The sequence below is a fragment of the Compostimonas suwonensis genome (genome assembly GCF_002797855.1).
GTDB lineage: Bacteria > Actinomycetota > Actinomycetes > Actinomycetales > Microbacteriaceae > Compostimonas > Compostimonas suwonensis.
In genome coordinates this window covers 188,397-214,953 of record NZ_PGFB01000005.1, presented here as the reverse complement: position 1 = coordinate 214,953, position 26,557 = coordinate 188,397, and the positions used below count along the sequence as shown (strand labels likewise).

24 protein-coding genes are annotated in these 26,557 nt (G+C 63.9%); 19 read left to right on the top strand and 5 right to left on the bottom strand.

What is annotated here, in order from left to right; all coding sequences use genetic code 11:
- Nucleotides 1–121 precede the first annotated feature (121 nt).
- The 6 genes from CLV54_RS14460 (at nt 122) to CLV54_RS14435 (ending at nt 8,154) form a co-directional block, all read left to right on the top strand.
- Nucleotides 122–1,147 (top strand): LacI family DNA-binding transcriptional regulator, encoded by a 1,026-nt coding sequence (locus tag CLV54_RS14460; RefSeq protein ID WP_100345694.1) that lies wholly within the window; start codon nt 122–124, stop codon nt 1,145–1,147.
- A 158-nt stretch (nt 1,148–1,305) separates the two neighbouring features.
- Nucleotides 1,306–3,444 (top strand): glycoside hydrolase family 36 protein, encoded by a 2,139-nt coding sequence (locus CLV54_RS14455; protein WP_157802996.1) that lies wholly within the window; start codon nt 1,306–1,308, stop codon nt 3,442–3,444.
- A 58-nt stretch (nt 3,445–3,502) separates the two neighbouring features.
- Entirely contained in the window at nt 3,503–4,822 is a 1,320-nt protein-coding gene (locus tag CLV54_RS14450; protein ID WP_100345692.1) for an ABC transporter substrate-binding protein, read from the top strand.
- Between the two features lie 64 nt (nt 4,823–4,886).
- Nucleotides 4,887–5,816 carry a carbohydrate ABC transporter permease gene (locus CLV54_RS14445; protein ID WP_170062008.1) on the top strand — a complete coding sequence of 310 codons (930 nt, stop codon included), beginning with the start codon at nt 4,887–4,889 and terminating at the stop codon, nt 5,814–5,816.
- Nucleotides 5,816–6,688 (top strand): carbohydrate ABC transporter permease, encoded by an 873-nt coding sequence (locus CLV54_RS14440; RefSeq protein ID WP_100345691.1) that lies wholly within the window; start codon nt 5,816–5,818, stop codon nt 6,686–6,688. Before CLV54_RS14445 ends, CLV54_RS14440 begins: the two co-directional genes overlap by 1 nt.
- Before the next feature lie 2 nt (nt 6,689–6,690).
- On the top strand, nt 6,691–8,154 hold the full coding sequence (locus CLV54_RS14435; RefSeq protein WP_100345690.1) for a mannitol dehydrogenase family protein: 1,464 nt from the start codon (nt 6,691–6,693) through the stop codon (nt 8,152–8,154).
- Between the two features lie 30 nt (nt 8,155–8,184).
- On the opposite strand, the gene CLV54_RS14430 is transcribed toward CLV54_RS14435, so the two are convergent.
- Together CLV54_RS14430 and CLV54_RS14425 are read right to left on the bottom strand one after the other, a co-directional pair.
- On the bottom strand, nt 8,185–8,538 hold the full coding sequence (locus CLV54_RS14430) for a hypothetical protein (RefSeq protein WP_100345689.1): 354 nt from the start codon (nt 8,536–8,538) through the stop codon (nt 8,185–8,187).
- A gap of 88 nt (nt 8,539–8,626) precedes the next feature.
- The gene (locus tag CLV54_RS14425; protein WP_100345688.1) at nt 8,627–8,824 is read right to left on the bottom strand and encodes a hypothetical protein; all 198 of its coding nucleotides are present in this window, start codon (nt 8,822–8,824) and stop codon (nt 8,627–8,629) included.
- Nucleotides 8,825–8,973: 149 nt separating this feature from the next.
- Here CLV54_RS14425 and CLV54_RS14420 point away from each other — a divergent pair, with 149 nt between their 5' ends.
- Complete coding sequence (locus tag CLV54_RS14420; protein ID WP_100345687.1) at nt 8,974–9,744, top strand: SGNH/GDSL hydrolase family protein; 771 nt, start codon at nt 8,974–8,976, stop codon at nt 9,742–9,744.
- 60 nt (nt 9,745–9,804) lie between these two features.
- On the opposite strand, the gene CLV54_RS14415 is transcribed toward CLV54_RS14420, so the two are convergent.
- Entirely contained in the window at nt 9,805–10,278 is a 474-nt protein-coding gene (locus CLV54_RS14415; RefSeq protein WP_157802995.1) for a hypothetical protein, read from the bottom strand.
- A gap of 271 nt (nt 10,279–10,549) precedes the next feature.
- Between CLV54_RS14415 and CLV54_RS14410 the strand changes: the two genes are divergently transcribed.
- The 5 genes from CLV54_RS14410 (at nt 10,550) to CLV54_RS14390 (ending at nt 13,444) form a co-directional block, all read left to right on the top strand.
- Nucleotides 10,550–11,548 carry a DUF418 domain-containing protein gene (locus CLV54_RS14410; RefSeq protein ID WP_157802994.1) on the top strand — a complete coding sequence of 333 codons (999 nt, stop codon included), beginning with the start codon at nt 10,550–10,552 and terminating at the stop codon, nt 11,546–11,548.
- A gap of 158 nt (nt 11,549–11,706) precedes the next feature.
- The gene (locus CLV54_RS17590) at nt 11,707–12,081 is read left to right on the top strand and encodes a hypothetical protein (RefSeq protein ID WP_157802993.1); all 375 of its coding nucleotides are present in this window, start codon (nt 11,707–11,709) and stop codon (nt 12,079–12,081) included.
- A gap of 215 nt (nt 12,082–12,296) precedes the next feature.
- Nucleotides 12,297–12,533, top strand: a complete 237-nt coding sequence (locus tag CLV54_RS14400) for a hypothetical protein (RefSeq protein WP_100345684.1) — start codon at nt 12,297–12,299, stop codon at nt 12,531–12,533.
- Nucleotides 12,534–12,555: 22 nt separating this feature from the next.
- A complete protein-coding gene (locus CLV54_RS14395) occupies nt 12,556–13,068 on the top strand; it encodes a GNAT family N-acetyltransferase (protein WP_100345683.1) in 513 nt (170 codons plus the stop codon).
- A gap of 145 nt (nt 13,069–13,213) precedes the next feature.
- A complete protein-coding gene (locus tag CLV54_RS14390) occupies nt 13,214–13,444 on the top strand; it encodes a hypothetical protein (RefSeq protein ID WP_100345682.1) in 231 nt (76 codons plus the stop codon).
- Between the two features lie 3 nt (nt 13,445–13,447).
- Here the strand turns inward: CLV54_RS14390 and CLV54_RS14385 are convergent, their stop codons facing one another.
- Complete coding sequence (locus CLV54_RS14385) at nt 13,448–15,469, bottom strand: acyltransferase family protein (RefSeq protein ID WP_100345681.1); 2,022 nt, start codon at nt 15,467–15,469, stop codon at nt 13,448–13,450.
- Between the two features lie 181 nt (nt 15,470–15,650).
- The gene (locus tag CLV54_RS14380) at nt 15,651–17,477 is read right to left on the bottom strand and encodes an amidase family protein (protein WP_100345680.1); all 1,827 of its coding nucleotides are present in this window, start codon (nt 17,475–17,477) and stop codon (nt 15,651–15,653) included.
- 591 nt (nt 17,478–18,068) lie between these two features.
- Here CLV54_RS14380 and CLV54_RS14370 point away from each other — a divergent pair.
- The 7 genes from CLV54_RS14370 (at nt 18,069) to CLV54_RS14340 (ending at nt 26,540) form a co-directional block, all read left to right on the top strand.
- Entirely contained in the window at nt 18,069–19,469 is a 1,401-nt protein-coding gene (locus tag CLV54_RS14370; RefSeq protein ID WP_100345678.1) for a tyrosine-protein kinase domain-containing protein, read from the top strand.
- Between the two features lie 98 nt (nt 19,470–19,567).
- Nucleotides 19,568–20,188, top strand: a complete 621-nt coding sequence (locus tag CLV54_RS14365) for an arsenate reductase/protein-tyrosine-phosphatase family protein (protein WP_100345677.1) — start codon at nt 19,568–19,570, stop codon at nt 20,186–20,188.
- 64 nt (nt 20,189–20,252) lie between these two features.
- Nucleotides 20,253–21,131: a hypothetical protein gene (locus CLV54_RS14360; RefSeq protein ID WP_100345676.1), complete on the top strand. Its 879-nt coding sequence runs from the start codon at nt 20,253–20,255 to the stop codon at nt 21,129–21,131.
- Between the two features lie 129 nt (nt 21,132–21,260).
- Entirely contained in the window at nt 21,261–22,748 is a 1,488-nt protein-coding gene (locus CLV54_RS14355; RefSeq protein WP_100345675.1) for a sugar transferase, read from the top strand.
- A 148-nt stretch (nt 22,749–22,896) separates the two neighbouring features.
- Nucleotides 22,897–23,940: an acyltransferase family protein gene (locus CLV54_RS14350; protein ID WP_100345674.1), complete on the top strand. Its 1,044-nt coding sequence runs from the start codon at nt 22,897–22,899 to the stop codon at nt 23,938–23,940.
- 11 nt (nt 23,941–23,951) lie between these two features.
- A complete protein-coding gene (locus tag CLV54_RS14345; protein WP_157802992.1) occupies nt 23,952–25,241 on the top strand; it encodes an O-antigen ligase family protein in 1,290 nt (429 codons plus the stop codon).
- Between the two features lie 39 nt (nt 25,242–25,280).
- On the top strand, nt 25,281–26,540 hold the full coding sequence (locus CLV54_RS14340) for an oligosaccharide flippase family protein (RefSeq protein WP_100345672.1): 1,260 nt from the start codon (nt 25,281–25,283) through the stop codon (nt 26,538–26,540).
- Nucleotides 26,541–26,557: the final 17 nt, after the last annotated feature.

Sequence of the window (26,557 nt, the reverse complement as noted above, 5' to 3'; positions counted from 1 at the left end):
TCGTGGTTGTGCGATTGATGGGAAATCGTTACCGAGTGGGATGATGGGCTCTCGGCGTGTGCCGGCCGCGTGCCCATGCGGCTGCACGATGGCGAACGGAAGCCGTCATAGACTCGGCATCATGGAGCACTCCCCGCACGGCCGCCCACCCGGCCGTCCACCCGTCATCGCGGATGTGGCTCGCGTGGCCGGGGTCTCCGTGCCCACCGTCTCGCGAGTGCTGACGGGCTCGACCCCGGTGCGCGACAAGACCCGCCAGCTCGTTATGGACGCGATCCGCGAGCTCGGCTATCGCCCGAATGAGGCCGCTCGTGCGCTCGTGCGCGGTCGCCAGTCGATGATCGGCGTCATCACGAGCAACACCACCCGCTTCGGCTACGCGACGACGATCCAGGGCATCGAGGAGGCAGCACGGGCCGTCGGGCTGCTCGTCGCGATCACCGTCGTGGACTCCGAGAGCGAGGCGGATGTGAAGATCGCCGTCGATCTTATGCTCGGTCAGCCGCTCGCGGGTGTGATCGTCTTGGACTTCGATCGCCAGGGCGAGCAGGCGCTCCTGGCTCTGCCGGAAACGCTCCCGATCGCCGCCGTCACGTCGACGAGAGAGGGCCGGCCGGTTCGCCGGATCCTCTTCGACGACCGCTCCGGAGGACGGGAGGCGACCAACTACCTCCTGGCGCTCGGCCACAGGACCGTCCATCACGTGGCCGTTCCGGGGACGGGGCGTCCGAGTGGCCGGATGGAGGGCTGGCAAGAGGCGCTTCGCACGGCTGGAGCGGTGGTCCCCGAGGTTATCGATACCGATTGGACGGCGCAGTCGGGTTTTGAGGCGGGGCTTCTGCTCGCCGAACGTCCGGGACTCACCGCGGTGCTGTGCGGCAACGATGAGATCGCCTTCGGGGTGATGAAGGCGCTCCAGACCCGCGGCCTCTCGGTGCCGGGCGACGTGAGCGTCGTCGGCTTCGACGACCACCCGCATGCCTCGCTGTGGTCGCCCCCGTTGACCACGATGGCACAGGATTTTGTACAGCTCGGAGCGGCGTCCCTTCGCAGTCTGCTGGCCGATGGCCGCGAGCCGACCGAGGATCCGGCTACCCCGTCGCTGCATCTCGTTGTGCGCGAGAGCACTGCGCCGCCCCGTATCTGAGCGCTCGAGCGGGTAGTGCGACCCGCTCGGGAATCGACCCCTCTCACATTTGTGAAAACGTTGATCAAAGAGTTACTATCTCTGAGCGATCAAATTTGATCAACGTTTTCATGAAGTCCGCATCCGGAAGATCCGGCGGCGAAGTGCAAAGGAGCCTGATGGGATCGACCATTCGCTGGGGCAACGACATTCTCGACCTGGCCATCCGGACATCCGAGGAAGCTCCCGCCTTCTTGGCCGGAATCTCGGTCTCTCCCGATCGCGCAGGAGCGGCACCCATCGATCGTGTGCAGCCGCTCGTCGAGGTTCTCGTCCTCGGGGACGGTCACTCCCTCTCCAACACCCGGTTCAGCCACACGGGCGTCGGCTCCCGGCTGCGCTACCTGAGCCACGAGACCGGCGAGGAGGGCGGTCGATCGATGCTGCGCGTCGTTCAGGCCGACTCGCAGACCGGTCTGCAGGTCGCCTCGGTCTTCCGGATCTGGGCGGGCGTGCCTGCGATCCAGACCTGGACCGAGGTCGTCAACACGGGCTCGAGTGCGGTGACCCTGCAGATGGTGAGCTCGCTCGCGAGTGGCGCCTTCCTGGGTGACGGCGAGGGCATGGCGGATGTGTCCCTCCTCCGCGGCCGATCCGAATGGTGCGGCGAGGGACGCTGGGCCTGGACTCCGTTGTATGGGCCCGACGGCCTGCCCGAGATCAACACCACGCTGCACGACCACGATGCACGAGGAACTCTCACCACGGTGAGCAAGACGACCTGGTCGTCGGGGGAGTATCTGCCCACCGGCTTTCTCGTCAACACCCGCACGGGTCGGAGCTGGGCGTGGCAGGTCGAGCACAACGGTGCATGGCGATGGGAAGTCGACGGGCGTCGCGAGGGCGAGAACGCCGTTGCACTCATCGTTGCCGGCCCCAACGACATGGATCACCAGTGGGACACAGCGCTCGCGCCCGGCGACGAGTTCGTCTCCGTGCCGGTGTCGCTCGCGGTCTCCGACGACGGCTACGAGGGCGCCCTCGCGGCTCTCACCGCACAGCGCCGGGCCATCCGCCGCCGCAGCGAGCCCGACGCGGGTCTTCCCGTGATCTTCAACGATTACATGAACACGCTTATGGGCGACCCGACCACGCAGAAGCTGCTCCCGCTCATCGATGCGGCCGCGGCATCCGGTGCTGAATACTTCTGCGTCGACGCCGGCTGGTACGACGACAACGGGCACTGGTGGCCGAGCGTGGGCGAGTGGAAGCCGTCGACGAGCAGATTTCCCGATGGGGGACTCGAACGCGTGCTCGATCACATCCGTTCGCGCGGTATGAAGCCCGGCCTCTGGCTCGAGCCCGAGGTCGTGGGTGTGCTCAGCCCCATGGCCGACCGTCTGCCGGATGAGGCGTTCCTCCAACGGTACGGTCAGCGGGTCGTCGAGCACGACCGTTACCATCTCGACTTCCGTCACCCGGCTGTTGTGGAGCACCTCGACGCGGTCGTCGCCCATCTCGTCGACGACCTCGGAGTGCGCTACTTCAAACTCGACTACAACGTCACTCCGGGGCCGGGAACCGACCTCGACGTCTTGAGCGCAGGCGAGGGGCTCCTTGCACACAACCGGGCCCATCTGGCCTGGCTCGACGGCATGGTCGAACGGCACCCGCATGTCGTCTTCGAGAACTGCGCATCGGGTGCGATGCGCATGGACTACGCCATGATGTCGCGACTCGACCTGCAGTCCACCTCGGATCAGCAGGACTTCCGGCTGTACGCGACCATCGCCGCAGCGGCTCCCGTCTCGCTCCTGCCCGAGCAGGCCGGCAACTGGGCTTACCCGCAGCCCGGAATGAGCGACGAGGAGATCGCGTTCACCATGGTCAACGGCCTTGTGGGTCGTCTCTATCTCTCGGGTCACCTCGACGGTATGGACGAGCACGAGGCGGCACTGGTCGCCGAGGGAGTCGACGCCTACAAGGCGCTGCGTTCACAGCTCACGACCGCCGAGCCGTTCTGGCCGCTCGGACTCCCGAACTGGTATGACGACGTGATCGCCCTGGGCTTCCGCAGCGGCGGGGGGAGCTATCTCGCTGTCTGGTATCGCGGCGACCGGCCCGAGGGCATCGCACTCGATCTGCCGCCGTTCGGTGGCGCGCGGCTCGATATCGAGACCATCTACCCGCGAAGCCTCCCCTCGTGGGGCTCCGAATGGGATGCTGCAACAGCACGCCTGACGCTCACCCCGGTCGGCTCCGGCCCGACCGCCCGAATCTTCCGCCTTGCGACCGCGGAGCGACCGGCATCCGCATGATGCCGACGTCCACGAACTCAGCCGCACAATTCGATCAACGATGAGGAGAATGCACAGAATGTTAGGAAAGAAGATCGTCGTCGCCGCGGCCCTCGCGGCGACGAGCGCACTGCTCTTGGCGGGTTGCTCCGCAGCGAACCCCGGTTCGTCGGACGGGGGCGACGGCGAGGTCACCTGGAATGAGCCGACCGCCGATCTCAGCGGCGTGACACTGACCTACTGGACAGCCACGCAGACCGCGACCATGGCCGATCAGGTCATCGATGCCTTCGAGGATCAGACCGGCGCGAAGATCGACAAGGTCATCATCCCGGACGTCTATGAGACGAACGCCCCCACCAAGCTCGCATCGGGCGCCAAGCCCGATCTCGCGACCTGGCAGCCGACGGCGAGCGTGCTCGCGCTCCTCCAGCCGAAGACCGGACTGCAGAACCTCGACACCGCACCCTGGCTCGACACGCTGTCGCCCGCCATCCAGAAACTCGGAACGGTCGACGGCACCCACTATGCCGCGTTCGTCAACGTGCCCTCGGTCATCGGCGTCTTCTACAACAAAGACGTCTTCGCCAAGGCTGGCATCACCGACACCCCGGCGAACTTCGACGAGCTTCTCGCTGACTCCCAGAAGATCAAGGATGCCGGTGTGTCACCGTTCTTCGGCGCAGCCGGCGACAGCTGGCCCACCCAGTGGTGGCCTCAGGTGCTCCTCGCCGAGAAGGCGAGGGACGGCCTCTGGGATCGCGTCAACTCGAATGAGGACACCTTCACCGGAGACGACATCCAAGGTGCCATCACGGAGTACAAGGACATGCTCGACGCCGGCTACTTCAACGACGACAACGGCACCTCGACCTACAACGAGTCCGGTCCCGCGCTCTTGAACGGTGAAGCCGGAATGGTGCTTCAGATCAGCTCCTTCGTCTCGCTTCTTCAGTCGACGGCCGACACCGCGACGATCAATGACACGATCGGCTGGTTCCCGATCTCGAAGGACGGCAACATCGGCACCTCGGTGCCCGGGGGCGACAGTGCGCTCGTCGCGCCGAAGACCGGCGATCCGAAGAAGGAGGCGGCTGCACGTCAGTTCCTGCGCTTCTGGATGGAGACGGACTACGCGTCGTACGTCGAGTCCTCGAAGCAGGTCTCGATCGAACCCTCGGTCGAGACGCCGTCGGACGTGCCCGAGGTGGCCCAGGTGGCCGCGGACGCGCTCGAGAACTCCGTGGGCTCGATGCAGCAGGACGCCGTGGTCAACCCCGACTTCTACAAGTTCCTCGCCGACATGGTGCACGGGACGAAGACCCCGGAAGAGGTCGGACAGCTCACCCAGGCTCAGTTCGAACAGCTCGCGAAGGCGCTCGGAGTCTCGGGCTTCTAGCGCATCATCGGGGCGGGGTCGCGATCGCTACCCCGCCCCTCGGTCGCGAAAGGAAAATGGAGTTATGGCTTACCCCGTGGTGGATACTCCCGCGCAATTGCGCCGCAACAGCAGGGCGTCCCGAAAGCGCCAGACGGTCACGCATCCCGCCTGGTTCCTGATCCCGGCGTTCGCGGTTCTCGGCATCTTCTTCTTCCTGCCGACCCTCTTCAACTTCGTCTACGCCTTCACGGACTGGTCGGCGTTCAAGAACACGATCAACTTCGTCGGCTTCGACAACTTCGCCTCGTTGCTCTCCGATGGCTCGCTCCTATCGGCGTTGCGCATCACGCTCATCTACGCGGCGCTCGTCGGAATCATGCAGAACCTCTTCGGCCTGGGCTTGGCCGTGCTGCTCGAGCGCGACACGAGGATCAACCGTTTCGCCCGGGTGATCTTCTTCATTCCCGTGCTGATGTCGGCGCTCGCGGTCGGCTACATCTTCCAGGCCCTTTTGAAGCCGGACGGGGCGGTGAACGGCATCCTCGGCTTTTTCAGTGGACAGCATGTCGACATCCCCTGGCTCGGCGACACGACGTGGACCCTTGTGGTCGTCGCCTTCGTCAACTCCTGGAAATGGATGGGTCTCGCGATGATCATCTACCTCGCGGGTCTCAAGACCGTGCCAGAGGATGTTCTCGAGGCCGCCAAGATGGATGGCGCGGGCCCGTGGAAGACGTTCTTCTCCGTGAAGTTCCCCCTGCTGGCCCCCGCGGTGACGTTCAACTTCGCGACGGCGCTCCTCGGATCGCTCAACGGCTTCGACACCGTGCAAGCCACAACCGGGGGCGGCCCGGCTCAGACCACCGAGGTTCTCAACATCTACATCTTCCAGATCTTCGGGTACGGGCTCTACGCGCAGGCGACGACGATGAGCCTCGTGCTCTTCTTCCTCGTGCTGGTGCTCGCCTTCCCCGTGATCGGATACCTGCGTAAGAGGGAGCGTGTGCTCTGATGAGTGGAATCGTTGTGAAGACGCGCCCGGGTGCGAGCCACCTCCAGCACGGCGTATGGTCACGCTATGTTCAGCCGATCGTCGTGATCCTGCTGTGCCTGATCGCGGTGGGGATCCCGTTGTGGCTCGCCCTCATCACATCGGCCAAGTCGCAGGGCGAGGCGAACCTGCCCGATCTCTCGCTTCCGAGCGAGTGGCATCTCCTCGACAACTACGCACAGGCCTTCAGCCAGGGCGAGGTCTGGCGTGGTCTGTTCGGCAGCGTGCTCGTGATGGTTCCGGCTGTCATCGGCGTCATCCTCTTCGGATCGCTCGCGGCTTGGATCCTCGCCCGTCGGTCGAGTCGCTGGGCCGCCGTGCTCTACTCGGCCGCCATCAGCGGGATCATCCTGCCGCCGGCGGTCGTCACGATCGTGCTGCTCCTGCGTCAGCTGGGACTCGCGAGCACACCCACGGGCATGATCTTCGTGTACATGGGAATGTACATGTCGATCGTGATCTTCTTCATCACGGGCTTCGTGCGCACCATCCCGCTCGAGCTCGAGGAGGCTGCGCGCATCGACGGCGCGAGCCCGTTCGGGATCTTCTTCCGGATCATCCTGCCGTTGCTGCGGCCGGTGATCGCGACGGCGACCATTCTCGTGTGCCTCTACATCTGGAACGACGTGTTCTACTCGTTCTTCGTGCTCGGCGGTGGATCGACGACGACGCTCCAGCTCAACCTGTTCCAGATAGCGAGCAGCAACCTCTACCAGAACAACTGGAACCTGATCTTCGCTTATGTCGTGATCTCGAGCCTGCCGCTGCTGATCGTCTTCATCTTCGCTCAGCGTCGCATCATCTCGGGCATCACGGGCGGCGCGGTCAAATAGCGATGGCATGGCTGAGCGAGGCGGAGATCGGCCGGTTGGCGATCGGCGCAGCGGACTACGATCGCGCCGCGACATCCACCGGCATCGTGCATTTCGGCGTCGGCAACTTCCACCGCGCACACGAGGCGATGTTCGTCGATGCCCTGCTGAGACTCGGCGAGGCGAAGGACTGGGCGATCTGCGGGGTGGGGGTGATGCCGGCGGACGCCCGAATGCGCGACGCGCTCATCTCGCAGAACGGCCTGTACACCCTCGTTCTCGCGAACGGTGACGGCTCACGCGATGCGCGCGTCATCGGTTCGATCACCGAGTACCTCTACGCCCCCGACGACCCGCAGGCCGTCGTCGAGAAGCTTGCGTCGCCTCAGACGCGGATCGTCTCGCTTACCATCACAGAGGGTGGTTACAACGTCGACCACACCACGGGCGTCTTCGACGAGCGAACCCCGGATGTCGTGGCCGACCTGCTTCCGGGTGCGGCTCCCCGCACGGTCTTCGGGCTCATCACGGCCGGGCTGGCCCTGCGACGCGAACGCGGGCTGATGCCCTTCGCGATCATGTCATGCGACAACATCCAGGGCAACGGAGCTGTCGCGCGTGCGGCCGTCGTGGCCTTCGCGACAGCGAAAGACGAGTCTCTCGGTCGATGGGTCGGAGAGAACGTGGCGTTTCCGAACTCGATGGTCGATCGGATCACACCGGTGACGACGGAGGACGACAGGAGCTTCGTCTTCGATGCCTATCGGTACCACGACGCATGGCCGGTCGTGAGCGAGCCCTTTGTTCAATGGGTGCTCGAGGACGACTTCCCCGCCGGCCGTCCGCCGCTGGAACTCGTCGGTGTGCAGCTGGTCGATGACGTCGCGCCGTACGAGCAGATGAAGCTCCGGCTGCTCAACGCGAGCCACCAGGCGATGGCGTACTTCGGTCTGCTCGCGGGGCACCGCTACGTCGACGAGGCGGCATCCGACCCTCTTGTGGTCGCGCTCCTCGAGCGCTATATGGACGAGGCTCGCCCGACCCTCAGCCCCGTGCCCGGGATCGACCTCGACGAATACCAGCTCACTCTCATCGAGAGGTTCTCCAACGCGGCGATCAAAGACACTCTCGCGCGTCTCGCGGTCGACGCCTCTGATCGTATTCCCGCCTTTCTGCTGCCCGTCGTGCGCGACAATCTGGCTGCCGGTCGGCCCGTCGCGGTCTCAGCGGCGATCGTGGCCAGCTGGGCGCGCTACGCCGAGGGTATCGACGAGGCGGGGGCGTCGGTCGAGGTCGTCGACCCTCGTGGGAGCGTTCTCGGGCCCCTCGCACGCTCGCAGCGGGACAACCCGCTCGCCTTTCTCCGCAACCGTGAGCTCTTCGGCGACCTCGCCGAGCTGCAGTCGTTCTCCGAGCCCTATCGGGCGGCGCTCATGAGCCTCCACCGAGTCGGCGCGAGGAAGACGCTCCAGACGATCCTGGGCTGACGCCGTGCGCGACCCTCTCGGATCGAGCCGCTACGCGAAGATGCGGATGCCGTTGAGCTGCTTGTTGAGCGGCATCAGCAGCGCGATGAACGGCACGAAGATCCGCAGGAAGTAGAGGAGCGGCGTCACCTGAGCGAAGTCGCCCACCGCGAACAGGATGATCGCGATCACCGCGAGCAGGAGGGCGAGGAGGTAGCTGCGGAGCGAGCTCACGAAGAAGATCGCGAAACCGGCCGACGCGAGCGCGATGCCCGTGTCGATCACAAAAGCCCCGGCGGGCGCGTAGGCGATCGACGGTGCGACGATCCACATCACGATCGCGACGATCCAGAGCACGACTCCGGTCAGTCCCTGTGCCGGCTTCGGCAGTTCGTTGCGCGCCATTCTCAACTCCTCGATCACCCGGGGCGCGATCGCGACGGTCGAGAGAACACCGGATGCCGCGATTGCCGCCTCACACTACGCACACACTCTACCGGTGCCGCCGCGCTCTCGCGGGCTGCCGTGGGGCGCCGCCGCGGAACCTGTCCCGCAGGGCCAGCCAGCCGAGCGTTCCGAGGGCCCAGACCATCAGCACGATGGCGGCCAGGCGCACGATCCACACGGGAATCGCGACGGCGACGGCGAGCGCGAGCACGAAGATCATCGCCCACACGGTCGCCGGTCTCATCCCGCCACTGTAGCGCCCGTCGCGTCGTCGATTTCCGGGATCGTCGTCTCGTCGGCGCCGGGGGAAAGCGAGCCCGCATGCGCGCGGAGCCCGCGGAAGGAGCGCGGAGTCCACAGAAGCGCAAAGGCGATGCGAGTAGCGTTGACGGCATGTTCCAGCGCTATGTGGCCATCGGCGACAGCTTCAGCGAGGGCGTCGGCGACGAGCGGCCGGACGGCGGGGTGCGTGGCTGGGCCGATTTCGTCGCCCTGGGTCTGGCCGCGGCATCCGATGCGCCGGTCGGCTACGCGAACCTGGCCATCCGCGGCCGGAAGCTCGGCCCGATCCTCGAGGAGCAGCTCGACGCCGCGCTCGCGCTCGGCCCCGACCTCGTGAGCCTCAACGGCGGCGGCAACGACATCATGCGCCCCCGGGTCTCGATCGCGAGCGTCGCCGACCGGCTCGACGGCGCCGTCGACCGGGTGGTCGCGAGCGGCTCTCACATGCTGCTGCTGAGCGGGGCCAACCCCTCCGACCACATTCCCCTCGGCGGCCTGCTGTCGCGGCGCGGAAACGAGCTCGCCGACGCCGTGCGCGCCCGCTTCCCGCGCGAGGGTGTGACCTACGTCGACAACTGGGCGGATGCCGGTCTGCGCGACATCCGGTACTGGTCACCCGACAAGCTGCACCTGAACGCCCTCGGCCATGCGCGTGTCGCGAGCAATGTGCTCACCGCGTTCGGGGTGCCCGTGCCGCCGGAGTGGGGTGTCGACGAGGTCGCGGCCGCCGCGCCGGGCGAACGATCCCGCAACACCGCGGCGTACTACCGCGAGCACGTGCTGCCCTGGATCGGCCGGCGTCTCACGGGCCGCTCGTCGGGCGACGGCCGTTCGGCGAAGATCCCAACGCTGCGACCCGTCGATCCGACGATCGTCTCGTAGGCGGCTCGGCTCTTCTGCTCGGGTTCTTCTGTTGGGCGAGGCGGTGTCGCCTTCCGACGGCTACAGAGAACCGGGTGTGTTGCCGTACACCCGGTCGAAGAGGATGTGCACGTCGCGGTCGAGGGCGCCGATCCGCGCGTTTATGAGCTCGAATCGCGCGTCGACGGTGTCGAACCGTGAGTTGATGGCGGCGAACTGGGTGTCGATGGTGGCGAATCGGGTGTCGATCGTCTCGAACCGGGTGTTGAGGGCCTCGAACCGGGAGTCGACCGCTTCGAACCGCGCGTTCATTTCGCTGCGCAGGGCGTTGAGCCCGGTGTCCATCTCGCTGCGGAGGCTGCCCATCTCGCTGCGGAGGCTGCCCATCTCGCTGCGGAGGCTGCCCATCTCGCTGCGGAGACTGTGCATCTCGCTGCGGAGCCCGCCGATCTGAGCCGTGATGGTGCGCATGAGCATCGTCACGACGAGTGTGATCGTGGCGAGCAGGGCCGTGGTGAGCACCCCGATCGTCGCCCAGGTCTGTGCTTCGTTCATGTCGATCACCCTCATATTCTCGTGCTTCTGAGGCACCAACGCTAGATGTGTTCGAACCGCTCTCGGGGTGGTTTCGCCGAAACGGTGGGGTGCGAACGCGGGAGTCGTCGTGTGCAGGAGAGGTGGCTCGCCTGATGCGAGGCCGTTGCGCGCACGGCCGGCCGGCGGCATCCGGCGATCGGCGGCTCTTTCGCGGGGTTCGCCGATCGCATAGCTTGTGGGAGTGGGTGTTGCTGTTTCCGAGGGTGTGGTGCGTGCAACGCAGTCACGCGTGCAAGCCGTCGACATCGCACGCGGACTGGCCCTCTTCGGCATGTTCATCGCCCATGTCGCGCCGGCGGCCGACGGGATACCGGTCGTCGAACAGCTCGTGGCCTTCTCCGACGAGCGCCCGCGTATCCTGTTCGCGCTCGTCGCCGGCATGGGACTCGGCTTCATCTCGGGCGGTGTCACGCCTCTGACAGCCGATCGGGGCAGAGTGCGCGGACAGGTGGCGATCCGCGCCGTTCTCATCTTCGCGCTCGGGGCGCTGCTCATCTCTCTGCAGCCTCTTGTGATCGTCATCCTGGAGGTCTACGGCTTGGCGTTCCTCCTGATGATCCCCCTCATCTTCGTTCGTGCAGAGATCCTGCTGGTCGTGGGCTGCGTGTTGGTGGCCGTCATGCCCGCGTTCACCTGGGCCGCGACGGCCGCGTTCCGGGTGCTGCCCCCGGATGCGCAGGGCTGGCGAATCCCCCTGGACTGGCTGCTCACGGGCGCGTACCCCCTCGTCATCTGGGTGCCGGTGATGATGATCGGCCTCGCCCTCGTGCGTCTCGACCTCGCCGCGGTGCGCACGGTCGTCTGGATGTCGGCGGCCGGCGTCGTCGGCATCGTGACGGGTCTCATCGCCTGGCAGCTCGCGGGCAACGCCGGGGACCCGCTCCTGGCGGAATCCGCTTTCACCGTGATGAACGTCTCGGTGGCGGTCGCGATCGTCGCCGCGCTTCTCGCGCTCACCGGTCTCGCGCCGACCGGTGCCCGCCGTGTCGCCCGCGCCGTGTTCTGGCCCGTCGCCGCTGTCGGCGCGATGCCGCTCACCATCTACACCGCGCACATCCTCGTGCTCGTGGTCTCCAAGCGGCAGGAGGCCGGGGTGACCACCGACGACTCCTGGGGGCTCACGATCGGCCTCATCGTCGGGTCGTTGCTCTTCGCCTCGCTCTGGCGGCGTCTCGTCGGCCGGGGTCCGCTCGAATGGGTCGTCGCGAAGGCGAGCATGCGCGGCTGAAACCGGCGCGCGGCCGAGGCTCCGTGGCCATCTTGCGTCCTCGACGCCAGAGGTGCGGATGCGCTGCATGAGCTGTGAGCGCCATTTCCGTGCGCAGACTTTCCTGGCATCGGGCCGTGCACGAGGGGTGGGGGAAGCTCGTCGGCTACCCTCGAAGCATGCGTCTCGCGAAGCCAACGATCGTCGTGCTCACCGCCCTGCTGCTCGCGGGCTGCGCCGGGGCGCCGACTCCCGCGCCGACCGCGACGAAGACCTCGACCCCCACGCCGACCTCGCTCACCGAGCAGCAGAAGGCCGATCAGCTGGTGACGACCAACGTCAACCTGTACGGGAAGCTGGTCTGCGGCAAGCTCGCCGAGCTGCCCGATGCGAACGTCAACGACCTCGTCGCCAAGGTTCTCGAGATGTACCCCGCCGGCAACGTGCCGGAGGATCAGAAGCTCGGCCTGGCGCGTCGTGCTCTCACCGAGTCCGCGGCCAAGTTCTGCCCCGAGCAGAGCGAGCGGATCGCGACGGATCTGCAGAACGGCTGAGCCCGGAAGAACTGTTGGCGAACAGCTGACGGCGGCACACCGTCGTCGCCCCGAATTGGGGTGCGCATCGGCCTGACGGCGGGTTTTTTCCTGTGGACAGCCGTGTGCCGCGGGTGCTTAGCTGATGGAGAGTTCAAGCAGGGGAACCCGACGCCACCATCGCAGCTGTTCGTCGATTTCTGAACCCGTCCCGGTGAGGCGTGGAGTGACGAATAATGGCTGACGATGTTCTTCCGGCGGTTGCGCGACGGCTCGGATCGCCGAATGCGAAACCCCGGATCATCCAGGTGTACAAGGCCGGCACGGGGTGGACCGCCTCGGATGCCGGGCTGCGGCTCACGGCGACGAGCGCACGCGGGCTGCGGGCCGAGGGCATAACGATGGTGCGGGTCAGCTGGCGTCTGCGGTCGAAGGAGTTCTCGCTGCGTGAGCTGGTGCCCTCGCCCGACTAGCGGCCCGTCGTATCCTGGGCCGATGGGCACGCCGGACTTCGCGATTCACCGCACCACGAGCGACGACTGGGAGCGGGTGCGCGAGCTGCGTCTGGAGATGCTCGCCGACACCCCGCTCGCGTTCGCCGACACGCTCGAGACCGCTCTCTCGTTCGGCGAGGAGCGGTGGCGCGAGTGGGCGTCCCGCGGAAGCTCCGACGGCCGGGCCATCGCCCTCGCAGCCGTCACGGTCGACGGACGCTGGGTGGGCACGATGGGCGGTGTCGTCGACGAGCGGATGCCGCTGCTCGTGAGCGTCTACGTGACCCCCGAGTTCCGCGGCTCCCGCTCGAGCGTCTTCGACGCCCTTCTCGGCGGCGTCGAGGAGTGGGCGATCGGCCACGGAAACGCTCTGCGGCTGCACGTGCACGAGCACAACCCGCGAGCCCGTGCCGCGTATGCGAAGCGCGGCTTCGTGCCGACGGGCCGCACTTTTCCCTACGTTCTCGACCCCTCGGCGAACGAGCTCGAGATGGTCAAACGTCTCACCGTCTGAGCCGCTCACAATTTTTCTGCATTCCATCGAGTGGACGGCGTATGATGACCGCACTGTGAACGGTGGTCCCTAGCCGCCGGGCGCAGCGCGCGACGGTCCCTAGCCGTGGCGCAACTGGCACGCTCAACCCGAAGGAGAGTGTGCGATGGACGCAGTCGTCATCATCGCAATCGTGGTCGCCGTATGGCTGACCCTCGCAGTATTCGTCGCGCTCCTGTTCGGGCGCGTCATCCGTCGGCGGAACCTCGAGGAGCGTCGTCCGGCGCCCGTCGAGCCGTCGGAACAGGCGACGGCGACGGGGCACGACGCCTCGCAGTCGTTCACCTCTGAGGACGTCGCGGCCCTGAGCCGGGTCTTGGGCAACAAGGCGCGCTGAGCCTTAGCGGATCAGAGCGTCTTGAAATTCTGGAGCCAGCGATCTGACGAAGGTCGCAGTCAGATGATTGTAGTCGCGGTAGACGAGGGTGTTCCCGATGATCGGACCGCATATCTCTGATGAACAGATGTAATCGTTGAGATCGACGTACTCGCCGCCGGCGTCGATGGTGACCTGCTCCTCGGCTGACGCAATCGCCTCATCAATTGCAGACGAGCGAGGAGATGCACAGGCGAGTGCGTCTTTGGTGTGCGCGGAAAGACATAGCGCCGGCGTGGAGACGAAGAGGGGTGTGTCCTGGACCACAGCAACGCGCTTTGCACCATCGAGACTATCGATCGTGCGCGCGAGTCCGTCGGACCACTCTGATGTGTCGATACTGGAAAGTCCGTCACTTCGTGCAAAATTTGACATTATGACGAGGTCAGGGCGTTCTTCATTGAGTTCTGCGATCACGGTGGTTCGCCAGACGTCGCAGGCAACATAGTTTGTTCCCCGTACCTCCTTACGAACGTCGACAGAGGGGCATGAGCTCTTAGTGTCCACTCGCAGGTGGATGAGTCCTTCGTCTGCCAGCTGGAGAAGAGCAGGGAACCATTGTGCCGCGTGAGAATCGCCGAATAAGGCGACGAACATCGGAGCATCGGAGCTGCCGAATTCGCAACCGATCGGCTGCGTTCTGGCAGATTCGGCATGGCATCCGGAGGCATAGATCGAGGGGTTGTCGGACGACGAGGCGACAAGAGAGGGCGACATGTTGCTCGGTACGAAGGTGGTGAACGTCGGATTGATCGTGATTCCCACTGGAGCCGCGACAGTGCCCGAATCGATCGGTGCTTTGGCGAAAGTGAGCAATCCTGTGGCGGAGATGCCCGCGATGAGGACGGACGTGGCTGCGACAGCAAGGAGGGTCGTTCTCGGTGTGTGTGAAATCAGCGGCTTTAGCTTCATGCCCGGCGTCTCGATCCATCGATAGAGGCAATAGGCGATTGGCACTGCGAGAAAGTTCAGACCGAGACTCGCCCAGAGAGGAAGCTCTTTGCCCTGTCCGTTCATTTGTTCCGGGATAATCAGCAGAGGCCAATGCACCAGATAGAGCGAATATGAGATGGTTCCCACAAAAACAAGCGGACGTAAGCCGAGAAGCCGGGAGGGTCCGAGCTTATTCTCCAGGCTTCCGCATGCGATAACCAGCGCGGTGGCAAGGACTGGAAAAGCAGCGGTATAGCTGGGGAACGGGGTTGTCTCTGTGAAAAACAGGCCTACTGCGATGATGCCGCCCAGGCCGATCCATCCCCCGACCGCCGCGACTGGCTGGAGGCGTTTGACTGCATTGGAACCGATGAGGAAAGCGACAAGGCCTCCAACGCCCAGTTCCCAGGCTCTGGTCGGAAGAGAGAAGAAGGCCCAAGGCTGGGATGATGTGGTCAAGAAGACGCAAGCGGCGAAAGAGACTATTACCAATACGAGAATGATCCAGAACAGACTTCTTTTTGATCGTTTGGCCGACAAGAATCCGACGACAAGCAGTGCTGGCCAGATTAGATAGAACTGTTCCTCGACGCCAAGAGACCAATAATGCTGAAACAGCGATGGAGTCGTGTCGGCCAAGTAGTCGGTGCCGTTGGCGGCGAAAAGAAGGTTTGGCACGTAGAGGGCTGTCGCGAGTGCGCCTTTCAGAAGCGCTTCCCGTTGCAGGGCTGGCAGCAACAGCAAACCCAGGACGAGGGATACAATGAGGACGACGAACGAGGCCGGTAAAATACGGCGAGCGCGTTTGGCGTAGAACGAGGCGAAGCTGATCCTGCCATCAGCAGAAAGACTGGATATCAGATGGTTCGTGATCAAAAAGCCTGAGATCACGAAGAAGATGTCCACTCCGACGTAGCCACCCGGCAGGAAGGGCAATCCGCCGTGGTAAAGCACGACGAAGCCGACGGCAAAAGCACGCAGCCCCTGAATATCTGAGCGAAAAGGCTGTCGTCGTATCAATGTTTCTGCGAAAATTTTCGGTGGTTCCCCCATGATCGCGATACTAGTCGCCCGACATTTCGGACGCATGACGTGTCCGAGAGATCATCCGGGGCAGCGTCTCCGTCGTTAGCTAGTAACCAATGGGGATGAGTACGATCGTGTCTTCATCGATCGTGCCGTGACTGCCTTAAGACATGGCCCGCACACAGTCACGGCACGATCGGTTGGCGAACTACCGGAGATCTGAACGGCGTCGGCGGATGAGCCCGGCCGCGAGCACGGCTCCCAGGCCGAGGGCCAGGATCCCCCCGGAGGTGAGCACCGTCGGCAGCGGGTCGGCGCCGGTGGCCGGCAGGCGCGGCGAGGAGTCGGCCGGCGTGGTCACCAGACCGGTGTCCGGGTCGGTCGTCGGCTCGGGCGTAGGCGCCGGGTCGGCAGCGAGCTCGGGAACGCTCGTGGGCGCGCTGCGGTGCCCCGTCGCCTGCTCGAAGTCGTATCCCATCGCGAGGAGGGTCGGCTCAGTGAAGGGCAGGCCGAGCAGCTCGAGGCCGACCGGCATCCCGGCCGGGGTGAAGCCGGCCTGGACCGAGAGCGCGGGGAAGCCCGTGTTGGCCGAGAGCGAGCAGTTCGAGCCCGGCTGGCTCTCCTCGACGGGAACGGCGACCTGTTTGATCGTCGGGTAGGCGAGCGCGTCGAGGTCGTTGTCGCCGAAGATCTGCGTCACGAGCGCGCCGGCGAGCGCGCGGTTGGCGATCTTCGCGTCGTAGGCGGGGTTCGGCAGATCGGGCATCGCGTCGCGTGTGGCGAGCGAGGAGAGCACCGAGGGGGTGACGAGTCCGCTCGCGACGATGTCGGAGAGGGTCAGCGTCTCGGCCGGCGCCGTGAGGGCGGCGAGCTCGGCGGGGTAGCTCGCGCCATCCTGCGCCAGGTAGGCGTTGAGGTCGCGCTTGAACTCGTCGTTGATGACGCCCGCGCCGCTCACGGCCGCGTTGAGCTCGTCGGGGAAGGTGATCTCGACGACCGTCGCGCCCTGCGCCTCGAGGTCGTCGACGGCGGCGCGGATCAGCTCGGTGGTCGGCTGCTCGGCTTCGGAGGTGCCCAGGTAGTTGACGACGAGGCCGATCGTGCGGCCCTGCAGGCCCGCATCGGTCAGCGAGGTCGTGTAGCTGTCGGGGATCTGCCCGTCCGAGAGCGCGGTGATCGGATCCTTCGGGTCGTAGCCCACGGTCGCGTCGAGCATCAGCGCGATGTCGGTGACCGACTTGGCGATCGGGCCGCCGACATCCTGCGTGGCCGACATCGGCGCGATGCCGTCGCGGCTCGAGAGGCCGAGGGTCGGGCGCAGGCCCACGAGGTTGTTCTGGGCAGCGGGGATGCGGATGGAGCCGCAGGTGTCGGAGCCCATGCCGGCCGCGGCGAAGCTCGACGAGACGCCGGCGCCGGTTCCGCCGCTCGAACCGCCCGGGTTGCGGGTCTGGTCGTAGGGGTTGCGGGTCTGGCCGCCGAGCGAGCTGATGGTCGTGATGCCCGAGGCGTACTCGTGCAGGTTGGTCTTCGCCACGATGATCGCTCCCGCGGCGCGGAGGCGCTCGACCTGGGTGGCGTCGTCTGCGGGCCGGAAGTCCTTGAGGGCCACCGAGCCGTTCGAGGTGGGCATGTCGCCCGTGTCGTAGTTGTCCTTGACCACGATCGGAACGCCGTGCAGCGGCCCGCGCACGTGGCCTGCGGCGCGTTCGGCGTCGAGCGCTGCGGCTTCGGCGAGGGCGTTCTCGTTCTGGGTGATGATCGCGTTGATGCCCGGCTGGTCGCCGTAGGCGTCTTCGTAGGCCGCGATGCGCGCCAGGTACTGCTTGACGAGCTCGACGGATGTCGTCTGCCCGGAGGCCAGCAGCCCGTCGATGTCGCTGATGCCGAGGTCGACGACCGGAGGAGCGTCGTAGGGGACTCCTGCGAGTGCGGGCGAGGCGCCGAGCGGCAGCGCCACGGCTCCGACCGTCAGGCAGAGGGCCAGGCCGAGCGTGCGCCCGGTTCGGCTGAAGGTTGTGGGTGTTCGAGACATCGACTTCCTATTCGTGAGAGAAATGGTTGTCGGATCGGCGTGTGAGCAATCGTTTGCCTGGTTCGACCGACCCGTGATCGAGGTACAAGGCTCACGCTAGGGTCGCGCACGGCTTCCTGTGTTATCGCTGTGTTTCGGATTGGTTAAGTGTGTGACTCGGTGCGGTCCTCAAGCAGCCATGAGTCCCGCAGGCTCCCGGGACTCATGGGCTCGCATCGGATGGGGGAGCAAAAAAAGTCGCCCAGCCTCTTTGACTCTCGGGGCGGGAGCGCGCACTATGACTTCACCGGTTCTATCGAGCGACGAGGGGGAGAGATGGCGACGGCGACACAGTGCGAGACACACCACATGGTGATGTTCACCCAATACGAGCGCGACGGAAGGCTCGTGACGTCGTCGTGGTGCCCGTTCTGCCAGGCGGGTCGACCCGCCTCGAGCTGACGTCCTCGATGGAATTTTAGTCACCACCAGGCTTAACCGTTTACGCGCCCGTAACCGGAATGGGCGGGCGACCCTGTCGATGTGTGGCAACATGATCACGGACGCTTTCGGGCGCCGAGCACCATGCACCTTGAGGGGAAGGCCGCCGGAGTGGAGCTTCGCGACTACATTCGCATTCTGCGCAAGAGTTGGGTACTGATCGTCGTGCTCGTTCTCGTGGGCATCGGTGCCGCGGCCGCGTACTCGATCACGCAGACTCCGGTCTACAGCTCGTCGGCGAAGGTTTTCGTGTCGACGTCCGGTGGCTCGACGGTCTCTGAATTGCAGCAGGGCAACACATTCACGCAGCAGCGAGTGAAGACCTATGCCGATCTCGTGAACACGCCCATCGTCCTGCTTCCGGTCATCGCCGACCTCGGGCTCGACATGACGAGCGAGCAGCTCTCGGGATGGGTGAGCGCATCCGCTCCGCTGGACACGACACTCATCGAGATCACGGTGACCGAGACCGATCCTGCCCAGGCCGCAGCGATCGCGACGGCGGTCTCCGAGAGCCTCACGAACGTGGTCGAGACCATCGAGACCTCGGATTCCGAGGCTGCGGCTCCGCCTGTGCGGCTCACGCTCGTGCAGCACGCCGCGGTTCCCCAGCGCCCGGTGAGTCCGAACGTCCCGCTCAACATCGCGCTCGGCGCCCTCATCGGACTTGTACTGGGCGTCGGCGTCGCCGTGCTGCGTGAGACCCTCGACACGCGTATCCGCAACGAGCGGGATGTCGAACTCGTGACCGACACCCCCATCCTCGGTGGCATCGTCTTCGACCCCAAGGCGCAGGAGCGTCCGCTCATCGTGCACGCCGATCCGCGCAGCCCGCGGGCCGAGTCCTTCCGCACGCTTCGCACCAATCTGCAGTTCCTCGATGTCGGCCGCGACGAGCGCAGTTTTGTGGTGACCTCGTCGATCGAGAGCGAGGGCAAGAGCACCTCGGCGGCGAACCTCGCGATCGCCCTGGCGGATGCCGGGGCGCGGGTGCTTCTCGTCGACGCCGACCTGCGGCGTCCGAAGATCGCCGACTACATGGGGCTCGAGGGTGTCGTCGGCTTGACCGACGTGCTCATCAGCCGGGCCGAGCTGCAAGACGTCATCCAGCCGTGGGGGCGAGGGAAGCTCTTCGTGCTTCCGGCGGGCAAGGTTCCGCCCAACCCGAGCGAGCTTCTCGGTTCCGTGGCCATGGTGAAGCTCATCGAGGAGTTCAACCGGGCCTTCGACGTCGTTCTCTTCGACGCCCCGCCGCTCCTGCCGGTGACGGATGCGGCCATCCTGGCCCGTAACGTGGGAGGCACGATCGTGGTGTGCGCGGCCGGTCGAACGCACAAGAACCAGCTCAAGGGCGCGATCACGGCACTGCAGAACGTTGACGCCCCGATCTCGGGCCTGGTGCTGACCATGCTGCCCACGAAGGGGCCCGACGCCTACGGCTACGGTCGCTATGGTTATGGGTACGGATATGGGTATGGCGATCAGGCCGAGCCGGCAGCCATGGGGGTGTGATCTCAGGCGCTGTGGTGTCGCTCGTCGTCGCCATCAATTAGCGCGCAGCACTGCGGCTGCGCATAACCGAGACTCAATTCTTTAGGGGAGGATTGCTGATGTCTCTCGGCTTCGTCGAGTCTGCGCGCTTCGCGATCCTGGTCGTCTGCACGGGCAACATCTGCCGTTCGCCTCTCGCGGCGCAGCTGCTTCGTGCGCGCCTCGCTGCAGCTGGGGTGTCGGCGAGCATCGGGAGCGCGGGCACCTTCGCGCACGTCGGCTCTTCGATGACCGACGAGGCGGCGGCCTTGTCACTGCACTACGGCGGCCTTCCCAGCGGCCACACGGCGCGGCAGCTCGACGTGGCAGCCGTGCGCGATGCCGACCTCGTGCTCACCGCCACCAGGGAGCACCGGAGCGAGGTCGTGTCGCTTCTGCCGCGGGCCTCTCGGAAGACGTTCACCCTGCGCCAGTTCGCCCGCATCGTCGATCAGCTCCATGCCGAGCAGCACGTGTTCCCGATCGCCTCGTCCGACGATGTCGACGCGTCTCTGAGGATGATCGTCGACGAGGTCGCAGCGAGTCGGGGTTTCGCGCCGCCTCTCGACGATCCTGCCGACGATGACGTCGTGGATCCGTACCGGCAGAGCCAGGCCGTCTACGATCAGGCCGGTGCGAGCATCGATCGTGCCGTCACCTCGATCGTGCGCGCACTCGCGGTCTCGACGGAGGTGCACTGACATGGCGAGCACATCACGCCGTCGGCGGGTCAGACCGGAAGCCTCTGCGGCCAGAGGGGCGTGGGTGATCGCCGGTGTCATCGCCTTCCTCCTCGTGGATGTCGTGCTCGTCGTCTTCGCGATATCGCTCAACCGCAGCTCAGGTGCTGCGCCGGAGCCCGAGACCCTTCCGACGGTCGGCGTCGAGGCGTCGTCGACTCCCACTCCGACCGCGCCCCCCGTCGTGCCCGCGCCCCGGTTCCTCGTGGCGACCAGCCCGACGTCAGCATGGCGATCGAGTCCGGGGGAGTGCGGCGGTGCCGACGCCGTTCTCGAGAGCACCACAGACGGCGGCGCGACGTGGGCTCCGCATTCCACCGGCGACGATGCGGTGCACGAGGTGCTCGCCCTCGCGCCGATCGACCAGACCCAGGTGTCCGTCGTCGGCAAAGCGGGCGACGGGTGCACGACCACGAGCGTCTTCTCGAGCTTCACCTCAGGGGATTTCTGGCAGAGCTATCCGGAGACGCTGAGCTCGTACAGCTACGTGGATCCGGCGGATCGCGCGACCCTCATCGTGACGGGATCGGCACAGGCGACGCCGTGCTCGCCGGCGCTCCAGGCGGTTGCGACCACCGATCGTGTTCTCGCGGTCTGCGCCGGCCAGGTGGCGGAGTTCATCCCGAGCGCCCAGACCTGGTCGACCACGGATGTTCCCGGGGTTCTCGCCGTGACGCCGACCGACACAGGATCGACCGTTGCGGTCTCGGGAGCCGAGGGGTGCGCGGGAATCGCCATCGAGGCGCTCCCCTCGCCTCTCGGAGGCGCACCCGCGACGGTTCTCGGATGCGTCGCCGACGAGACCTCGCCTCTCGCCGCAACGCTTTCGCAGTCGGGTTCGACCCTGTGGCTCTGGAGCGGCGGCACGACTCGCATCTCGCAAGACGGAGGCGTCACGTGGTGACGACTATCCCCACTTCGGGTCTGCTTACGTTAAGACTTCGTAAACCGGAACATTCTGCACGACGCTTACCGCTACTCTCAGGCATGGGCCACCGGAGTCCCGGTTCTAGGATTCGGGGCTGAGGGGCGCATGATCGACCAGGGGACAACACACGTGGATGGCCAGACCGTGCGGCCTGCACGCGATTGGCGTGAGAGCTATGCGACGCGATTGATGGTCACCGACGCGCTCGTGCTGATCTGGGTGGTCTTCGGCGTGCAGATCGCCTGGTTCGGATTCACGACAGCGGATGTGCAGTTTCGTGGCTCTATGGAAGAGGCTGCTGTCAGCTACACGGTAATTTCTGTCGTGATCGTCGCCGCCTGGATGATCATCCTCCAGGTCTTCGGAACCCGCGGCTACCGGGTGCTCGGAACGGGCACGCAGGAGTACAAGCTCATCGCCGACTCGTCCGTGCGGCTCTTCGGCCTCATCGCGATCATCGCCTTCCTCTTCCAGATCGATTTCGCTCGTGGCTACATCCTCATCGCCTTTCCGCTCGGCCTGCTTGTCTTGCTCTTCTCCCGCTGGATCTGGCGTCAGTGGCTGAGTGTCCAGCGTCTGCGCGGAAAGTACGTGTCCCGCGTTCTCCTCGTCGGCTCGAGCGAGTCGGCGACGCACATCGCCCGCGAGCTGGCGCGGCAGCCGGCAGCGGGCTATCTCGTGGTCGGTGCATGTGTGCCGAACGGCAGGGTCGCCGACAGCCTTCCGGGGCTCCCGAACATCCCGGTCTTCGGCAACCTCGACAGACTCCAGGCCGCTCTCGTAGCGAGCGACGCCGACACGGTCGTGATCACGAGCAGTGACGAGCTTCCCGCGAACAGGGTCAAGGAGATCAGCTGGAGCCTGGAGCCGGGGCGTCAGCACCTCGTCGTCGCCCCCGGTCTCACCGACATCGGCGGCCCGCGCATCCACACCCGCCCGGTTGCGGGCCTCCCGCTCATCCATGTGGAGACGCCGCGCTACGAGGGCCGCAAGCTCTTCGCGAAGCGCGCGTTCGACGTGGTGGCGTCGGGATTGCTCATCCTGCTCCTGTCACCATTTCTCGCGCTCATCGCAATGACGGTGCGCCTCTCGTCGCAGGGCCCCGTGCTCTTCCGCCAGCAGCGCGTCGGCATCAACGGCAAGCACTTCAACATGCTCAAGTTCCGTTCGATGGTCACGAACGCCGAAGACTTGCTCGAGCAGATCCAGGCCCAGCAGCGCGACAGGGGCAACAGCGTGATGTTCAAGATGGAGAACGACCCTCGGGTGACCCCGATCGGCCGCTTTCTGCGTCGCTACAGCCTCGACGAGCTTCCCCAGCTCTTCAACGTCTTCGGCGGCAGTATGTCGCTCGTAGGGCCCCGCCCGCCGCTTGAGCGCGAGGTCGAGCAGTACGAGTCGCACGTGCACCGTCGCTTCCTCGTGAAGCCGGGCATCACGGGCCTCTGGCAGGTCAGCGGCCGCTCCAACCTCTCGTGGGAGGACACCGTGCGCCTCGATCTCTACTACGTGGAGAACTGGTCGATCACAGGCGACATCGTGATCTTATGGCGAACTGCGAGGGCGGTATTAGCGCGGGACGGGGCCTATTGATATGACTGTCGAAGTAAACTGTCTGGTTCTCCTTAACTTGGCGCTAGCGCCTGCGACATTGCTCGCAGGATGAGTCTTCTACGATCGACATTTCAGTTTTTTTCGAAGTCCGGCTGGGCAGAGCGATTGAGCTTAGGGGAAAGTCATCATGAATCTCGACAAGCGTGTACGAGCGCAAGATCGGCATGTGTGGATGGACCTGCTCCGGGGGCTGGCTATCCTTCTGGTCATCCTTGATCACGCAGCTGATCAAGTGACATCGAATACAGGCAGTCCGCTCTTTGGTGTGACCACTTTCAACGATGCGATAAGTCCGTTCAGGATGGCGACTCTAATGTTCTTGTCTGGGTTTCTTTTACCTCGATCTTTAGCAAAACCACATTCTGAGTTTGTTTTCGGTAAACTTGGTCGGATTGGTTGGCCCTACCTGGTGTGGTCGGGGGTCATTCTGGGACTCATTGCTGCCACTAGTTCGCTATCGGGTAACACCTCGGTCGATCTTCATCAGGTGCTTCGGATCTTTTACAACCCTCCCAGCTATTTGTGGTACCTCGCATATCTTTTGATCTTCTATCTGGTTTCCTTGTTCCTTCCGACCGTAGTGCGCTCTCTGCTCATACCTGTGGCCCTGGTCGCATCCCAACTGCTCCAAGATCAAGATGAATGGCAGCGTATGCTCTTTCTCTTCTCCTTCTTTCTTGCAGGCGATCTCATCGCTCGCAGCGGTAACCTCCTCGGAGCCATGGTGGTCTCGTGGCCTGTAATGATCACCGCTTCTCTTATCGCCACGACAACTGCAGCGTTCGCCGCGCTGAAAATCCCTGTTCGTTATGAGGCAATCTGGGCTCCGGGAACGGCCGCAGGGGTATTGATTTTGGTCGCATTGAGCATGCTTGTGCAGTCACGTCCATTCGGCAGATGGGTCGCGAAATATGGTCAGCACTCAATTGTCTTTTACGTCACTCATTGGTCTGCAATCCTTATCACGTTCAACGTGCTTGTGCGGGTCGGGGTCAGTAATATATGGGTTCTGTTCTTCGCGTCTCTTGCAGCTGGGCTATTCGTCGGCTTCTTATTTGTCTGGGCTCAAAGACGGTGGCAATGGGTTGGCTATCTTTTTCATTTGCCGCTGGTTTCTCTATGGCGCTCGTTAAGAGGCGCCAAGACACAACAGAGCCGTGCAGCTGAATGAAAGCACATCGAATGACTCAAGCACGCGAAGACGATTCAGGAGAAGATTTTCTTCTTCGGGCATCGCGAGTGTTCTTTTATGTGGGAATTTTCTTCAGTTCGTTGTTGAGTATTCGTGTTGGTGGAGGCCTGACGGTTGGCGATATTCTCCTACTGATCGGCATCGCTTTCGCAGGTGCGGGGACACTTATGACCCGGATGCGTTCGATTCAGGTTACGCGCACTCGTATATCGCCTCCTGTCTGGCTTGCTCTAACGATGCTCGTGGTCGGCGCTGTCTTGTCAGCAGGTCGCGCCGTAGACCCCCAGAGCACAGTTGAAATCGCTGTCCGTTTGGTTCTTGTGATGTTTCTATTGCCCGTCTCTATGCGGGCAGTATTTAAAGAAAAGGAACAGTTCAAGAGGGCGTTGGTCGCCTTTGCCCTAGGCGCTGCTGTCTGCGGGTCAGGTACTGTTCTCCAATATCTTGCAGGCGCCAGCATTATTCCCGGTGCGGATGTTACGAACGTTGGTCGATTTTCAGGCTTTGCGCAAAGTGTTTCTGATACCGGAGCAATCACATCGCTCGGAGTGGTGAGCGCGGTCGGCCTATTCGCGGGAACCGCCGGTCGTCAGAGATTCGGCGCCCTGATCCTTCTCTCCTTCTCCGCGATCGGACTATTCCTCAGCGGGAGCGTCAGCGGCCTTCTGGCAGTGCTAGTCGGTTGCCTAGTTCTAGCAGCCCGACGAGTTATCAAGGTTCGACATATTGTGTTGATCGCAGGCGTTGGGTCGGTCATCCTGGGATTTGTAATCAGCATTCAAGTAAAATCGAATGCGCTGGACCCCCTCACTCGTATTCTCCAGACGCTAGGTCTCGGAGGAAACGTCGAGTACAACACTTCAGGCTCGCGACTATCGACATATCAGGCTGCAGTTGATGGGTTTATTCGGAATCCCATTGTCGGGGCAGGGCTGGATTACTCCTCCACGATTGCCGACGGACGATTTCCCGCCCACAACCTGTTTATTGCAGCTGCATACTGCGGCGGAACCTTCGTACTTCTCGCTGTGATACTCGCAATTGTTAGGCCCTTCCGAGGGCAGTGGATACATGCGGATCGCAGTCTGGACACCTCAATCGCGCTTGCGCTTGCCGTGTCCGCGATCGCTTTCGCCATGACGGCACCGAGTCTTTTTAACAGATACCTGTGGATTCCCATCTCGTTTGTGCTGGTGGCAAAAAGCCTTGCGATGTTCGGGGAACAAAGCGACATCGCTCGTACCAATCGCCTACAACAGCCGTCGAGGAGTTCTAGATGACACAAGGAAGCAGATCAAAGGACACACGAGGGGTTCCGTGTGAGCACGGGTCAGACATCTGAGCTGAAGGATGCGGTGTCCGTGAAAGCCAACCGGATATTTGGCCAATTTGCTTGGGTTGTCGCCGGACGAGTGCTTGCAGCCCTAATCCAGGCGGTCTCGTTCGTGTTGCTCGCACGTGGATTGACACCGACGGACTTTGGGTTGTTCTCGACTGTGCTCGGTTTCGCCACGCTTGCACAGACCGTCGTGGATCTTGGTGTGTCGACGCTTGCGCTCAGGGAGCGCGCAAAAAATCCTGATAGTGGGGTTGTCACCTCAGCGCTTCGACTCAACAACAAGTTGTCTTTTGTATTGGCTCTTGTATCCTTAGCTGCAGTTATTGCTGGTGCGATGTGGGTGAGCCCACTCCTCTGGCAAATCTTGCCCTTGGTGATATGGGTTGCCGCAGAGAGAAACGCTGATGCCTGGCTAAGTATCGCTTTCGTAGACGGACAGGTACATGTCACGACTCTGAACCTAGTCATTCGCCGGGGAATAACTGTTGCTCTCTTCCTAGGTCTCCAATTTTGCGGTCTGCTCCCGGTGCTTGCATTCTGCATTGCTTGTGCTATTGCATCGGCGGGATCGTCTATCTTTGCGCACCGCTTTGTTGCGAGGCGATTACCATCAGCTTCCGACATACCAATTGGGTCTCTACTGCAAGCGGCGTGGCCTTATTGGCTTAATTCGGTTGCCACTCAGGCCAGGAATCTCGATGTCACGGTTACGGCGATCTTTGGAGGCGCGTTTCAAGCAGGACTCTATGCATCGGCGAGCAGAATCACTGGACCTCTGCGCATTTTACCCGCGTCTCTTTCGTCCGTTCTACTTCCTCACGCATCTCGTAGAGATCACCGGACCATTCGCGGACTCGTTCGGCTTGTAGCCGTCTGCGTTGCTGCGCTCTCCGTAATGTATATCGTGATCGTCCTAATGGCACCGTGGTTCGTTCCGGTCTTGTTAGGAGATGCATATGCCGAAGCAGTCTTCCCGATCCAGATCACCGCTTTCGGGCTTATCTTTGCCTCAGCTGCTGCTCTTCTTGGCTCATTGTTGCAGGGGGTTGGGCTCAAACACTATGTGGCGCATACTGCGGTCGCGACAACTGTGGTGTGCCTGGTTGGATGCGCTATCGGTGCAGCTTGGGCGGGCGCAGTTGGAGCGGCGTACGGATTGTCTATCTCGTTCGTAATCCAGGCGGTATTGCTAGCGGCGAGACTCGCGGTGTTCATGATAAGGCGGGAGCCGAATAGATGAAAACCCGCGCGTGCAGC

Coding starts and splice junctions, on each gene's coding strand:
- CLV54_RS14365 (WP_100345677.1), top strand. CDS start 19,568: ATGTCTCTCGGCTTCGTCGAGTCTGCGCGCTTCGCGATCCTGGTCGTC.
- CLV54_RS14425 (WP_100345688.1), bottom strand. CDS start 8,824: ATGAGACCGGCGACCGTGTGGGCGATGATCTTCGTGCTCGCGCTCGCC.
- CLV54_RS14400 (WP_100345684.1), top strand. CDS start 12,297: ATGGCTGACGATGTTCTTCCGGCGGTTGCGCGACGGCTCGGATCGCCG.
- CLV54_RS14380 (WP_100345680.1), bottom strand. CDS start 17,477: ATGTCTCGAACACCCACAACCTTCAGCCGAACCGGGCGCACGCTCGGC.
- CLV54_RS14435 (WP_100345690.1), top strand. CDS start 6,691: ATGGCATGGCTGAGCGAGGCGGAGATCGGCCGGTTGGCGATCGGCGCA.
- CLV54_RS14440 (WP_100345691.1), top strand. CDS start 5,816: ATGAGTGGAATCGTTGTGAAGACGCGCCCGGGTGCGAGCCACCTCCAG.
- CLV54_RS14455 (WP_157802996.1), top strand. CDS start 1,306: ATGGGATCGACCATTCGCTGGGGCAACGACATTCTCGACCTGGCCATC.
- CLV54_RS14460 (WP_100345694.1), top strand. CDS start 122: ATGGAGCACTCCCCGCACGGCCGCCCACCCGGCCGTCCACCCGTCATC.
- CLV54_RS17590 (WP_157802993.1), top strand. CDS start 11,707: ATGCGTCTCGCGAAGCCAACGATCGTCGTGCTCACCGCCCTGCTGCTC.
- CLV54_RS14445 (WP_170062008.1), top strand. CDS start 4,887: ATGGCTTACCCCGTGGTGGATACTCCCGCGCAATTGCGCCGCAACAGC.
- CLV54_RS14385 (WP_100345681.1), bottom strand. CDS start 15,469: ATGGGGGAACCACCGAAAATTTTCGCAGAAACATTGATACGACGACAG.
- CLV54_RS14390 (WP_100345682.1), top strand. CDS start 13,214: ATGGACGCAGTCGTCATCATCGCAATCGTGGTCGCCGTATGGCTGACC.
- CLV54_RS14415 (WP_157802995.1), bottom strand. CDS start 10,278: ATGAACGAAGCACAGACCTGGGCGACGATCGGGGTGCTCACCACGGCC.
- CLV54_RS14450 (WP_100345692.1), top strand. CDS start 3,503: ATGTTAGGAAAGAAGATCGTCGTCGCCGCGGCCCTCGCGGCGACGAGC.
- CLV54_RS14345 (WP_157802992.1), top strand. CDS start 23,952: ATGACTCAAGCACGCGAAGACGATTCAGGAGAAGATTTTCTTCTTCGG.
- CLV54_RS14355 (WP_100345675.1), top strand. CDS start 21,261: ATGATCGACCAGGGGACAACACACGTGGATGGCCAGACCGTGCGGCCT.
- CLV54_RS14420 (WP_100345687.1), top strand. CDS start 8,974: ATGTTCCAGCGCTATGTGGCCATCGGCGACAGCTTCAGCGAGGGCGTC.
- CLV54_RS14350 (WP_100345674.1), top strand. CDS start 22,897: ATGAATCTCGACAAGCGTGTACGAGCGCAAGATCGGCATGTGTGGATG.
- CLV54_RS14395 (WP_100345683.1), top strand. CDS start 12,556: ATGGGCACGCCGGACTTCGCGATTCACCGCACCACGAGCGACGACTGG.
- CLV54_RS14430 (WP_100345689.1), bottom strand. CDS start 8,538: ATGGCGCGCAACGAACTGCCGAAGCCGGCACAGGGACTGACCGGAGTC.